This window comes from Tistrella arctica (assembly GCF_039630945.1).
Taxonomy (GTDB): Bacteria; Pseudomonadota; Alphaproteobacteria; order Tistrellales; family Tistrellaceae; genus Tistrella; species Tistrella bauzanensis.
Map to the genome: position 1 here is coordinate 62,914 of NZ_JBBKTV010000005.1, position 14,342 is coordinate 77,255.

Genomic DNA, 14,342 nt, shown 5'->3' on the forward strand with positions numbered 1-14,342 from the left:
ATGTCTTTTCGAACTCTGATTGCTCATCAAAATATTTGGCTGGATGAACGACTGAATACCGGTCGTGGCTCGTATCATATCGGTGGTCATGTTGAAATCGCCGGGCCTATTGACCACGATGCCTTCAAGTCGGCACTGAATGGGCTGCTCGATCGCCATAGCAGTCTTCAGTTGCGCACGTCACATATTTTCACGCGCAAATTGCCACAGTTTTATATATCAACAGATGTCTCATGGTCACTCGGCTGGCGTGACTTTTCCGGTACATCAAATCCTGATCTCACGGCCCATGAGCATATGCAGGCATGGTTCAGGGAGCCGTTTCCGGATGACGCGCCGCTGTTTCGCTGGGCGCTGATCCGGCTGGCACCCGATCGCCATCTCTGGTTCAAGGCCTATCATCATCTGCTGGTCGACGGTGCCGCGATCTCGCTGATCGTCCAGGACGCCGCCCGCGCCTATACCGCCATCATCGAAGGCCGCGAGCCGCACTCGACCGGTAGCGACGCCGGCGCCCTGCCCGATCCGCTGACCGGAGACGAGGCGGCGGCCGAGCGCTACTGGACAGACGCGCTCGATCCGGCCCCGGCCGCATTGGTGGTGCCGCCGCCGCTGCCCGATCCGGCAGACCCGGCCCCCGGCCGCCGGCTGACGATCACCCTTGCCCGTGACCGGTTCAACGCGCTGGACGGGATCGCCCGCATCGCCGGCATCGGCCCGGCGCCGCTGATCACCACAGTCTTCGCGGCTGCCCTGTTGCGGGTGACCGGCACCGGGGCGCTGGTTGCCGGCCTGCCGGTCGCCAACCGCCCGAGCCCCGCCCACAAGGCGGCCATCGGGCTGTTCGCCACCCTTCAGCCGGCGATCCTGTCGATCGCCGGCGCCGACCGGCCGCTTGCCACCGCCAGCGCCTTCAGCCGGCAGTTGCGGGCCGGCTATCGGCATCGGCGGCTGCCGCTGGCGGCACAGGCCGCGGTGCTCGCCCGCTCCCGCGGTCGCCATGCTCCGGCCTTCGACCTGACCCTGTCGTTCGAGCGTCACGACTATGATGCCCGCTTCGGCACCGCCGCCTCGCGCGCAGTCACCTTGTCGACGGGGCGCGAGCCGCATCCGCTGGCGGTGTTCGTGCGGGATTATCACGATGACGCCGCGGTGGTGATCGATATCGACTGGCGCAGCGATGCCCATTCGGCGGCTGACATCGTCGAATGTGCCCGCCGGTTCCAGCTACTCGTTGCCCGGCTGATCGCCACGCCGGATGCGACACTCGACCAGATCGACCGCCCCGATGCCGCCGATGGGTCCACAATGCCGGCGGCCATCGCCGGCGCGCTGCCAGACGATGCGGCCGCCCCGCCGCTCGCCGATGCGGTCCTTGCCGCTGCCGGGCGCGCACCCGACGCCACCGCGGTCGTCGAGATCGAAACCGGCCGGAGCCTCAGCTATCGCGATCTGGCCAGCCGCGCCCGCCGCCGCGCCACCGCCCTGGCAACGGCCGGCATCGGTCCGGAAGCCCTGGTCGGCCTCGCCCATCCGCGTGGCATCGAACTGGTGGTCTCGATGCTGGCCGTCGTGCTGGCCGGCGGCGCCTGGATGCCGCTCGATCCCGACCAGCCGTCGGCACGACAGGCGGCAGTGCTCGCCAGCGCCAGGCCGGCGCTGATCCTGAACGACACCACGGCCCGGGCGCTCGACAACACCGTCGGGGCCGATGCCGGGGCCCATCTCGTCCAGCACCATCTCGTCCAGCATCTCCTGCATCCCCAGCAACTGGCCTATCTGCTGCACACCTCGGGCTCGACCGGCCAGCCGAAGCCGGTCGCGATCCCGCATCAGGCACTTGCCGCCCATATGGCCTGGATGCAGCGGGCCTTCCCGCTGGGGCCGGATGATGTCGTCCTCCACAAGACCCCATCCGGATTCGATGCCTCGATCTGGGAGGTCTGGGCGCCGCTGATGGCAGGCGCGCGGCTGGTGCTGGCGCCTGCGGGCAGCCATCGCGACCCCGATGCGCTCGGCCGCGCGCTCACCTCCCACGCCGTCACCACGCTTCAGGTGACGCCCACCTTGCTCGATGCCCTGATCCGTAGTGGCGGGCTCGACGGCGGCCACCATCTCACCCGGCTGTTCGTCGGCGGCGAGGCACTGGCCATGACCACGATCGCCGCCGCGCGGGCGATGCTGCCGGATGCCTGCGCGATCATCAATCTGTATGGCCCCACCGAATGCTGCATCGACGCCGCATCATGGACGGCAGACCCGCCCCTGCCTGCGCCGCCGCCATCGGCCCCGACGGTGGCGCCGCTTGGCCAGCCGGTCGACGGCGCCAGCCTGGTCGTGCTCGACGACACCGGCCAGCCGGTCGCCGTCGGCGTCGTCGGTGAACTGGCGATCGGCGGCGCCTGTGTCGGGCGTGGCTATCCGGGCGATCCGGCCCGCACCGCCAATGCCTTCCGCCCCGACCCCAATGCCGCCCGCCCCGGCGCGCGCCGCTATCTGACCGGCGACCGGGTGCGGCTGGACGCGACGGGCCGTCTGTTGCCGCTCGGCCGTCTGGATGATCAGATCAAGCTTCACGGCCAACGCATCGAGCCCGCCGAAATCGAGGCCGCTCTCACCAGCCACCCGGCGATCCTGCGGGCCGGTGTCGCCCTGGCCCGGCTGGCCGATGGCAGCGTCCGGCTGGCCGCACACCTGGTGCCGGCCCCGGGTGAGGTTCTGCCGGATATGGCCGGGCTGCGCCGGCATCTGCAGGCAATCCTGCCGGTGAACATGCACCCGACCCATATCAGCACCGCCGCCGACCTGCCACTGACGGCATCCGGCAAGCTCGACCGCCGGGCGCTTGCCGCCGATGCCGGCATGATGCCGGCAGCCGAGGATGCCGCCGGCGCCGGCATCGTCGACCCGATCATGCAGGGTATCGCCGCGATCTGGGCCGAGGTGCTGGCCGGGGCCCGCTCCGCGCCCCGCGATACAAGCTCCGCGCCTCATGATACCCGGCCCGCATCCCATGATGTCCGCCCCGGCCCGCAGGATGATTTCTTCGCCCTTGGCGGCCATTCCCTGAAGGCGATGCAGGTGGCAACCCGTCTGCGGGCGGTGTTCGAGGTCGAGATCGGGATGGAGGATCTGTTCGATCACCCCCGCCTCGCCCAGTTGGCGGCGCGGGTGACCGCCCTGCGCCGCCAGGGCACCGCCCTGCCGCCTCCCCCCCTGATCAGGGCCATGCTGCCCGACGGCACGCCCCGGCCGCTGTCTTTTGCGCAGGAGCGGATCTGGTTCCTGGCACAGTGGCCCGACGGCGCCGTGGCCTATAACATGGCCATGGCCGTGCGGGTCGACGGGCCGTTGCGGCTCGATGCCCTCAACCACGCCGTGGCCAGTGTGATCGCCCGCCATCCGATGCTGCGCAGCCGGATCGTGACCATCGACGGCGATCCCGTCCAGATCGTCGAGGCGGCGGCCAGCCTGCCGATGGCGGTGCCGGTCGAGGATCTGTCGGCCCTGCCCGCCACCGCGCAGGCGCAGGCGATCGCCGGCCGCTCGGCGCACGATGCGGCAGCGGCCTTCGATCTGACGACCGCGCCGCTGATCCGCCTTACCCTGCTCCGGCTTGGCACGGATGCCCATATCCTGCTGATCAATCTGCACCACATCGCCGGCGATGGCTGGTCCGGCCAGATCATCCTGGAAGACCTGGCCGCGCTCTATGACGGCGGAACACTGCCGCCGCCGCCATCGCTCACCTATGCCGATGTCGCCGTCTGGCAGCGTCTGCGCCTGACCGACGCCGAAATCGACCGCCAGCTCGGCTTCTGGCACGACGTCCTGACGGCGGTGCCGGTGCTCGATCTGCCGACCGACCGGCCGCGCCCGCCGGTGGTGTCGTCGGATGGCGACAGCCATGTTCACCTGGTGGCGCCGGCCACCGCCGACCAGTTACGGCGGTTGGCGGTGCATGCCGGCTGCACGCCGTTCATGGTCATCCTGGCGCTGTTCGCGGCGCTGCTGGGCCGCATGGCCGGGCAATCCGACATTGTGATCGGCACACCGGTCACCAATCGTCCCGATCCCGACATCGAGCCGCTGGTCGGCTTCTTCACCAACACGCTGCCGATCCGGCTGCGGCTGGACGGCGACCCGGCGATGGTCGAGCTGCTGACCCGGGCGCGGCGGGCCAGCCTCGCCGCCTTCGATCATCCGGATGTGCCGTTCGAACGTCTGGTCGATGCCTTCGCCCCCGAACGCCGGCTCAGTCACACGCCCTTGTTCCAGGTGATGCTGGCCTGGCAGATGGCGGGCGCGTCGCGGCTCGATCTTGCCGGCGTGCAACTCACCCGCATGGCCCCCGTCTTCACCGCCGCCAAATTCGATCTGATGCTGTCGGTCGAAGATCTGGGCTCCAGCATGATCTGGCGGTTCGATTATCGCACCCAGTTGTTCGATGCCGCCACCATCGCCTTGATCGCCGATCAGCTGGATGCTCTTCTCCGCCATGCCGCTGGCACGCCCGATGCGCGGCTGTCGGCGCTGGTCGCCGGTCTGGCCGATGGCAATGGCGCCCCCGCGCGGCCGGCATGGGTTACCACCCCGGATCCGGCCGCGGAGCCCGCCGGCATCGCCGCCGCCGTGCTCGACGCAGCCGGTCGCGATCCGGATGCCGCAGCGATCGTCGATGCCGCCAGCGGCGAGACGCTGCGCTATGCCGGGCTGGTCGCCCGTGCCGGCCGGCGCGCTGCGGCTCTGGTCCGGGCCGGCGTCGGCCCCGAGGCAATCATCGCCCTTGCCCATCCACGCGGCATCGAGCTTGTGGTCTCGATGCTGGCGGTGGTGATGACGGGTGCCGCGTGGCTGGCGCTCGACCCCGATGAACCCGAAGCCCGGTTGCGGCTGATCCGCGATCAGGCGGCACCAGCGCTGATCCTGGATGATGACAGCGTCCGCGCGCTCGATGCGGGTGCCGATGGCGAGATGATGCCGGCGCCGCGGCCGATACATCCCGACCAACTGGCCTATATCCTGTTCACCTCCGGATCGACCGGCACGCCCAAGGGCGTGATGATCCCGCATCGGGCGCTGGCCCGGCATATGGACTGGATGGCCCGGCATTTTCCGCTGACCGCCGGCGATGCCGTGCTTCAGAAAACCCCGGTCGGCTTCGATGCCTCGGTCTGGGAATTCTGGGCGCCGCTGATGGCGGGTGCACGGCTGGTTCTGGCGCCCGCCGGCAGTCACCGCGATCCGGCAGTGCTGGGCGATCTGCTGCAGGCGCAGGCGGTCACCGTGCTTCAGGCCACGCCCACCCTGATCGATGCGCTGGCCGATGCCACGACAGGCCCGGCGCCGCTCGCCCGTGCCCGTCATCTGCGCCGGCTGTTTTCAGGGGGCGAGGCGCTGGGTGCTGAAACCATCGCCACCGCCCGCGCGACCCTGCCCGCCGGCTGCGCGATCATCAATCTCTACGGCCCCACCGAATGCTGCATCGACGCCACCGCCTGGGTGGCCGATGCCGTGCCGGTCAGCGGCACCGCACCGCTGGGGTCTGCCATCGACGGCAGCCATCTGGCGGTGATCGATGCCACCGGCCGCAGTCTTCCACCGGGGCTGCCGGGCGAACTGGCGATCGGCGGCGATGCCGTCGGCCGGGGCTATCTGGGCGATCCGGCACGCACGGCGCTGGCCTTCCGCCCCGATCCGGCCGCGACCTCGCCGGGTGCGCGCCGCTACCTCACCGGCGACCGGGCGCGGGTGGATGCGGCCGGCCGGCTTTGCTATCAGGGCCGGATCGATGCCCAGGTCAAGCTGCGCGGCCAGCGGATCGAACCGGCGGAAATCGAGGCGGCGCTGATCCGTCACCCCGGCATCGCACAGGCGGGCGTGGTGGTCAGGGCCGAGGTCGACGGCACCGAGGCGCTGATCGCCTGGATTCTGCTGCGTGGCACCGCATCATTGCCGGCCCCTGAGGCCCTGCGCCGGCATCTGGCGCGCCACCTGCCGATCCACATGATCCCGGCGCGGTTCATCCACACCGCCGACCTGCCATTGACAACATCCGGCAAGCTGGACCGGCGCGCGCTTGCAGCCCGTGCGGTGCCGGCCGGCACCGCCACCGCACAGCGCCTGCCGGCAACGCCCACCGAGCAGCTGATCGCGGGCATCTGGTCCGATATCCTCGGCCGCCCGGCGATCGGCATCGATGACGATTTCTTCGCCCTCGGCGGCCATTCGCTCAAGGCCGTGCGCATGGTCGGGCGGCTGAACGAGGCACTGCCGGTCGATGTGCCACTGCGCACCGTGTTCGAAAACCCGACCATCGCCACCCTCGCCCCCGCGCTGGAAGCGCTCGCCGACGCCCTGGCCGCGGAACTGGCCGGGACCGATGACGACCTTGCGGCCCTGCTCGCCAGCATCGAATCGCTTCCGGATACCGCCGCCCAATGACCCGAGATCCCGCAGCCCAGGCCCCGCAGACCGCCCGCGAACAGACTGCCAGCCTGCTCGATCGGCTGTCGTCACTGACCCCGGCGCAACGCGCCGCCCTGAAACAGCGGCTGGCCGGGCGCGACGGCACCGCCGGAACGACCGGCGGAACCGCCGCGACCGCGGTGGCCGGCGGCGCTCTGCCAATGGCGGGACGCCGGGCGCCGCTGTCGCCGGCACAGTCGCGCTTCCGGTTTCTGATGGATGGCGGGCAGGCGGGCGATGCCTATGCCATGGCGGCGGTGCTGCGGATCGACGGCCCGCTGGATGCCGAGCGGCTGGCGCTGGCGGCCGGCGACGTGGTCGCCGCCCAGGCCAGCCTGCGCACCCGCATCATCGACACCCCCGCAGGCCCGGTTCAAGAGGTGCTGCCGGTACCGGCGGCGGCGCTCGAACGGGTCACACTGGATCTGCCGGCCGATGCCGATGACGACATGATCGATGCCGCGCTGTCGGCTGCGGCGACAGAGGCCAGATGCAGCCCCTTCGATGCCGCCACCGGCCCGCTGTCGCGGCTGCGGCTGATCCGATGCCGCCCCGGCCCGCATCGGCCGGATCTGCATGGACTGGTGGTGGTGCTGCATCACGTCATCGCCGATGGCTGGTCGATCGGCCTGTGTCTGGCCGAAATCCAGGACGCCTATGCCCGGCGCGGGGCCGGCCTGCCGCCGGCACCGCCCCCGGCCCGCCAGGCCTTTGAAGAGGCCGAACGGCTGGTGGCCGCGCGCGCCGATGGCGCCGCCGGGGCAGCGGCTCATCACCATCGGCTATCCTATTGGGTCGAGATGCTGGCCGGCGCGCCGTCGCGGCTGGCGCTGGACGGCGGCACGACCGGTGCCGAGGACAGCGCAGACGGGGCACTGCCGGCACGCCATATACCGCTCGACATCCCGCCGGCGCTGGCAGCCGCGCTCACAGGTCTCAGCCGCCGTGTGCCCGGTGCCACCCTGTTCACCGGCCTGCTCGCGGCCTTCCAGGCCGCGCTCGCCCGCTTCACCGGCATGGATGACCTGACGGTGGCGGTGGCTGTCGCCAACCGCAACGACCCGGCGCTGGACCGTACCATCGGTGAATTCGCCGATGTCGTGGTGCTGCGCGCGGCGCTCAACGACGACAGCCCCGCCGATCGGCTGCTGACCGCGGCGCGTGACGCGGCGATCGACGCCCAGGCCCATGACGGCATCACGCTGGCCGAGATCATGGATGCGATCGATCAGGCCCATGGCGCCGATGCACGGCCGGCGATCGATGCCGCCTTCAGCTTCCTCAACGTGCCGGTGCCCGCCGCCGCCCGCGACGGGTTGACCTTCCGGTCACTGCCGGTGGCGGGCAGCCGGCTGGATTTCGCGCTCTATCTGACCGTGTATGACCTGCCCGGCGGCGGGCTTGGCGGGTCGCTCAGCCATGCACCCGACCGGGTGCCGGCGGCGCTGGCCGACGCGATCGCCGCCAGCATTCCCCGCATCGCCGCCGCCCTTGCCGCCGATGGCGATGTCATGCTGTCGGCGCTGCCGCTCGCCCCCGTCCCGTTCATGGCGGATCTCGCCCAGCCATCATCCGCCACCGATGCCGCTGCGGTCTGGCGAGACTGGCTCGCCCGGGTGCTGCCACTGGCGGCCGGTGACCGGCTGCGGATCGATCTGGCACCGGAGCTTGCCGGCCATGCCGCTGCCCTGGCCCATGCCCTTGCCGCTGGTGCCATCGCCGAAGACGGCAGCGAGACCACCGGTACAGAAGCCGGTACGGCAACCGTCGTCATCGCCGCCGATGCGGCACCCGTCGACCGGCGCCCGGATGGCGTCGTCCGTCTGCTGGGGCTGCTGCTGACCGATGATGGCCTGCCCGGCCATGCCTGGCTGCTGGATGATCAGGGGCTGCGCGTTCTGGACACGCCCGCCCGGCTGATACCGGTGGCCGGCGGCCCCGATGGCCGCCTGACCGCCCTGCCCGTGGGCGCGCCGGGCCAGTTGGCGGTGGTCGAGGCGGCGGGGCGCCTGCGTCCGGCCGGCAGCCGTGGCCGGCGCCTTGCCTGCGGCCGCATCCGGCCTCTGCCCGATATGGCCGGCCGCCTGCCGCGCCATGGTCTCCGCATCGGACCCGACGACGTCGCCGCCGCGATCCGTCGCCGGCCCGACATCGCCGATCTGGCGGTGGCCATCCGCACCGATCGGGCCGGTCAGCCGCTGATGCTGGCATGGGTGGCGACCACGATCGCCGCGATCGATCCGCTGCATGTTGCCGAAGACATCCGCGCGGCCCTGCCCGCCGGCCTGCGCCCCGATCTGGTGGTGCCGGTCGCGGCCATCCCCCGCGACAGCACGGGCCGCCCCGATCTGCGGCCGTTGCATCGCATCGCTCTGCCCGCAGCCCCCGCCATCGATGGCGAGGCGGCAGTGTTGTTCGTCGACATCCCCGCCGCCGGCCCCGGCCGTCGCCATCTGTCGGATCTGCCAGGTCACCGGCCGATGCGTCATGCCGATGAGGAAGCATCCGTAACGGACGCGCCCGCCGATGGCAGCGACTGGCTGGTGCCCGGCAATCCGCCCCCACCGGCATTCGCCGATGGCGGGCCGCTGGTGCTGCCCGAAGATGCACCGACCACGCTGGATTCAGCACTGGTCGCCACCGCCGCCCGCTATCCCGCCCGCGGCATTCTTCATGATGACGGCGCGGGGGAACCACAGCTTCAGCGCTATGACGCGCTGCTTGCCGCCGCACGCGGGCGGCTGGGCGCGCTTCAGGCCACAGGGCTTGGTGCCGGCGATCGGGCGGTTCTGGTCTTCGCCGATCTGGCCCTGCATCTGGAAACGCTGTGGGCCTGCATTCTGGGCGGCATTCAGCCGGTGACAGTGGCCGTGCCGCAGGCGGCGGACGATGCGGTTCTGGCCAAGCTCGTCAACACCCACACCCATCTGTCGACCGGTGATCGCCGGCCGGCGGTTCTAACCTCAGCCGATGTCGCCACCCGTCTGGCGTCGCTGACCGCCGAGGCCGGCATGGCCGCCCTGCCCCTGCTTGCGATCGACCGGCTGGCCGCCACCGGCGACGGCCGGCCTCATGTCCCGGCCCCCGATGACGTCGCGGTCATCCAGCTCTCCTCCGGGTCGACCGGCACGCCGAAATGCATCCCCATCACCCACAGGGGCGTGATCGCCCATATCTGGGGTCAGGTGGCGGCCTTCGGGCATCAGCCCGACGATGTGTCGATGAACTGGCTGCCGCTCGACCATGTCGTGCCGATGCTGACCTGTCACCTGAAGGATACCGTGCTGGGCCGGCTTCAGATCCAGGCACCGACCGCGGCGGTTCTGGCCGATCCGCTGCTGTGGCTGGACCTGATCGAACGCCATCGCGTCACCCTGGCCTGGGCGCCGAATTTCGCCTTCAAGCTGGTCAGTACCGAGATCGACCGCCGGGCCGGGATCGACCGGCAGCGCGACCTGTCGTCGATCCGCTGGTTCATCAATGCCGGCGAACAGGTGACGGCGCCGGTGGTGGACGGTTTCCTGCGGGCGCTGGCCCCGCATGGGCTGCGGCCCGGCGCGGTGCGCAACGAATTCGGCATGGCCGAGCTGTGCACGGTGATGACCGGCGGTGTCGATGCCACCGATCCCGATGCCGTGCATCTGGTGGCGAAATCCTCGCTGTCAGGCCGGTTGCGGCGCGCAGACGGCTCCGGCCCCGGCGCCACCGCCTTCGTCGATGCCGGCTGGCCGATCCCCGGCGTCGCGATCCGGATCGCCGATGCCGATGGCGGCACCTGCCCGGAAGGGGTTATCGGCCGGTTCCAGGCGCGAGGCGCCGTCACCACCCCCGGCTATATCGACAACCCCGCCGCCAATGCCACAGCCTTCGCCGATGCCGGCTGGTTCGACACCGGCGATCTGGGCTTCATCGCCCGGGGCCGGCTGGTGCTGACCGGGCGCGAGAAAGAGGTGATCGTCGTCCGGGGCACCAATCATCACGCCCACGAGATCGAGGATATCGCCGGCACGGCGCCCGGCATCGCCGCCACCTTCGTTGCCGCCACCGCCGTCGACCGGCCGGAGCTCGGCACCGAGGGCGTGGCGATCTTCTATGTCCCGGAGGCCGATGCGGACGGTGATGCCGACGACGCTCCGGCACGCGCGGCCGAAATCCGCGCGCTCACCACCCGGCTGGCGCGCAGCCTGGGGCTGACCCCGGCGGCGGTGGTGCCGCTGGATCGCGCCGCCTTCCCCAAGACCACCAGTGGCAAGATTCAGCGCACGGCCCTGCGCCGGCAGTTGGAATCCGGTGCCTTCGATGCCCGGCTCAAGCGTATCAGCGAGACGCTCGGCATCGCGCGCAGCCTGCCCGATGTGATGCTGGAACCGGTGATGGTGCCGGCAGCACCACGTGCCGGTCCATCTGCCCTGGCCGTATCCGCGCGGCCGATCATCGAAGACCGGCTGCCGGCGGGCATGGAGCTTGCCGCCGCCATCCACCGGCGTCAGTCGGTTCTGACAGGGCTGGCTGCCGCCGGCGCGGATGGCGAACTGGTCAGCGTCACCATCGCCGGCGACGTCACCGCCGCCGCGGTCGACACCTTCACCGCCGCGGCCCTGGCCGAGCATCAGGGTGCCGATGGCCGCGCATGGCGGCTGCGGCGGATCGGCGTCGATCCGGCCACGCCCGAGGCGCTGATCCGCGCCGAGATCGACCATGGCATCGGCGATGTCACGATCACCGCCACCGGCGACCGGCTGATGCCGGCGCTGCGGCCGGCGCCTGAACGCTCCACCCCGGATCTGTCGGCAGACGGTCCGGTCCTCCGCCCCGGCGGCCACTATCTGATCACCGGCGGGCTGGGTGGCATCGGACAGGCGCTTGCCCGGCATCTGATCGACCGGGGGGCCGGCGCGCTGCTGATCGTCGGCCGGCGCGATCCGGCCGACCCGGCGGTTGCCGCCGCCTGTGCGGACCTTGGTCGGGCGGGTGCGGCCATCCGCTATGCGGCGGCCGAGCTTGGCGCCCCATCGGCGATGCCGGCGCTGACCGCCGCCCTGCATGACGCCGAAGCCGCCGCCGGCCGGCCGCTGGACGGGATCTTTCATCTGGCCGGCCGCTATCGCGAAGCCCCGGCCGTGGATGAGACCGCCGCATCGGTGGCCGGTCTGGCCGCCGTCAAGCTGGCCGGTTTCCAGCAACTTCATGATCTGCTGACGGCACGGCGCACCGGTACTCTGCCCGACACGATTCTGATCGGGTTCTCGTCGGTGGTCGCCCATCTGCCGGCGGCATCCACCGCCGCCTATGCCGCCGCCAATGCCGGGATGGAAGCGCTCGCCAGCCGCCTGCGCACCGCGAATAACGGTCATGGCCCGCGCATTCTGACCATCGCCTGGAGCCAGTGGGACGGACCGGGCATGGGGCAATCGGTCACCGGCGCCGCCGGCCTTGCCCGCGCCCGCGGCCTGCTGCCGGTGATGCCTGAAGACGGGATGATGGCGCTGGAGGTAGCGATCGCCGCCGGCATGACACGCGCGGTTATCGGCGTCGATCGCAGCCATCCCTTCATCCGGCCGCGGGTGATCGATCCGGCGGCCGGTCATGCGCGGACAGAGGCCGTACTGCTGGTGGCGGATGACGCCATAGCACCGGCGCCCCTGGTTCAGGCCACCGACCGGTTCGGCACAAGGCTGCGGCCACGGGTGGTGCGCGTCGCCCGCCTGCCGCGCGGTGCCGATGGCCGGATCGATCCTGCAGCCGCCGCCGATCTGGCGCGGAACCGTCAGATCGCGGCGGCGGTCGCACCACGCACCGCCACCGAACATCTGCTGGCCCGGATCTGGTCGGCACTGCTGCCAGCACCGGTTGCCAGCATCGATGCCGATTTCTTCGCCCAGGGCGGTCATTCGCTGCTGGCGGCACGGATTGTGGCCCGGATCACCGAGGCCATGGCCGATCAGCCGGGCGCAGACGGGCAGAGGGCACCCCTGACACTGGCCCCGGCGGTGATCTTCGATGCACCGACCATTCGTGCGCTGGCCGCACGGATCGATGCCCTGCGCGCGGCACATGATCTGACGGACATCGACGCCCGGAACGATGCCGATGCGGATGACGATTTCGAGGAGGGCGCGCTGTGACCGCCACAGATCTGCTGACCCGTGTTGCCAGTGCCGGCATCACGCTTCGGGTCGAAGATGGCGCCCTGCGCTTCCGCGCGCCCAAGGGTGCGCTGACCGAAGACCTGCGCGCCGAGCTTGCCGCGCGCCGCGACGAGTTGATCCAGTTGCTGACCGACGCGGCGGCGATGACCGGTGACGACCGCGAGCCGCCATTGCCATTCACGGCCGTGCTGCCGGGCGAAATTCCGATCGCGCCCGGTCAGGCGCGCTGGTGGTTTCTGGATCAATTGGGCGCGCCGGCGGAAGCGGCCGCGATCGCGGCCGCGCTCGATCTGGTCGGGCCGCTGGACATCGACCGGCTCAAGGCCGCCTTTGCCGCCATCGTCACCCGCCATGAACCGCTGCGCACCGCGCTGGTCGGGCATGACGGCGCGCCCCGCGCGGTGCTGCACCCGGCGCCTGCCCATTGGCCCCTGCCGGTCATCGATGCCGCCGATGACGCAGCCGCCGACATCATCGCCCGTGCCGAGGCCGGCCGTCGTTTCGCGCTTGCGACCGGGCCGCTGCTGCGCACGGTGCTGATCCGCATCGCCAATGATCCGGGGCGGCATCGTCTGGTCGTGGTGCTGCATCATGCCGCCGCCGATGGCTGGTCGCTGGGCGTTCTGGTGCGCGAACTGGCGGCCCTGTATGGCGGCGAAATCCTGCCTCCCCTGCCGCTCCGCTATGCCGATGCCGCGCGCGATCAGGCGCGGATCAGCGCCCGGGATCTGGCATATTGGCGCCACCATCTCGACGGGCTGCCACCGCCCGAACCCCTGTCCTTTGCAGCCGGCCCTGACGCCGAACCCCGGCTCGACGGCGATCCGGTGGTGCGCCACGACCTGCCGGCCGCCACCATCGCCCGCCTGGAGGCCCTGGGCCGCGCGCAAGGCGTCACCGCCTTCATGATCCTGTCGGCGGCGGCGCAGATCCTGCTGGCCCGGCTGTCGGGGCAGGTCGATTTCGCCATCGGCACCCCGGTTGCCGGCCGCGACCGGCCGGCGCTGGAGCCGCTGGTCGGCTTTCTGGTCAACACGGTGGTGCTGCGCAGCAGCTTGACGGCCGCCGGCGATCAGGCCGCGCTGCGCCAGCTTCTGGCCGCGGTCCGCAGCGACACGCTGGCGGCACTCGCCCATCAATCCCTGCCCTTCGACCGTCTGGTCGATGCCCTCGCCATCCCGCGCAGCGGCACCGACAACCCGCTGTTCCGGGTGCTGGTCGCGGTGCAGAACACGGCGATTCCAGATCTGGTGCTGGACGGGTTGACCGTGATCCCGCGACCCGCGCCGCTCTCGGCCACCCGGCTCGATCTTGAAATCTATGGCGATGCCAGCCCCGGCCGCTTCGGGCTGACGCTCACCCACAACCCGGCGGTCATCAGCCGAGATGCCGCGCGGATGCTGATCGACCGGCTTGCGCTGGTGCTGGAGGCGATCGCCGCCGATCCCGATCAACCCTGGACAGCAATCTCCCTGCTGACCACGGCCGAGGCCGCGCGGATCGATGCAACATCGCGCGGCGCCCCGATCCGACACCCGCATGTCCCCGACGAGATCCTGGCCCGTCTGACCGACGCGCCGGACGCCCCGGCGCTCGCCGATCGGACCGGCACGCTGTCCCGCGCCGACCTGCTGTCGCGGGCGCGTCATCTGGCGGCACAGCTTGGCGACGATGCCCGTGGCCGGCCGGTCGGGTTGATGGCGGGGCGCGGGATCGACCACGGCG

The 14,342-nt window shown here is 71.1% G+C and carries 3 protein-coding genes (1 of these 3 running past the window's edge); all 3 read left to right on the forward strand.

All coding sequences use genetic code 11. The features are described from left to right. Tightly spaced (each overlapping or abutting the next), the 3 genes in view from WG924_RS12185 to WG924_RS12195 form a layout consistent with a single transcriptional unit that may run on beyond the window. Positions 1-6,444: a non-ribosomal peptide synthetase gene (locus WG924_RS12185; protein ID WP_345933310.1), complete on the forward strand. Its 6,444-nt coding sequence runs from the start codon at positions 1-3 to the stop codon at positions 6,442-6,444. After that, positions 6,441-12,593 carry an SDR family NAD(P)-dependent oxidoreductase gene (locus WG924_RS12190; RefSeq protein ID WP_345933311.1) on the forward strand — a complete coding sequence of 2,051 codons (6,153 nt, stop codon included), beginning with the start codon at positions 6,441-6,443 and terminating at the stop codon, positions 12,591-12,593. The genes WG924_RS12185 and WG924_RS12190 overlap by 4 nt, the downstream gene beginning before the upstream one ends. Beyond that, positions 12,590-14,342: the 5' end (the start) of a non-ribosomal peptide synthetase gene (locus WG924_RS12195; protein WP_345933312.1), read on the forward strand. 14,138 nt of this gene lie beyond the right edge of the window; 1,753 of the gene's 15,891 nt are visible here — the first part of the coding sequence; the start codon lies at positions 12,590-12,592; its stop codon lies beyond the right edge, outside the window. The genes WG924_RS12190 and WG924_RS12195 overlap by 4 nt, the downstream gene beginning before the upstream one ends.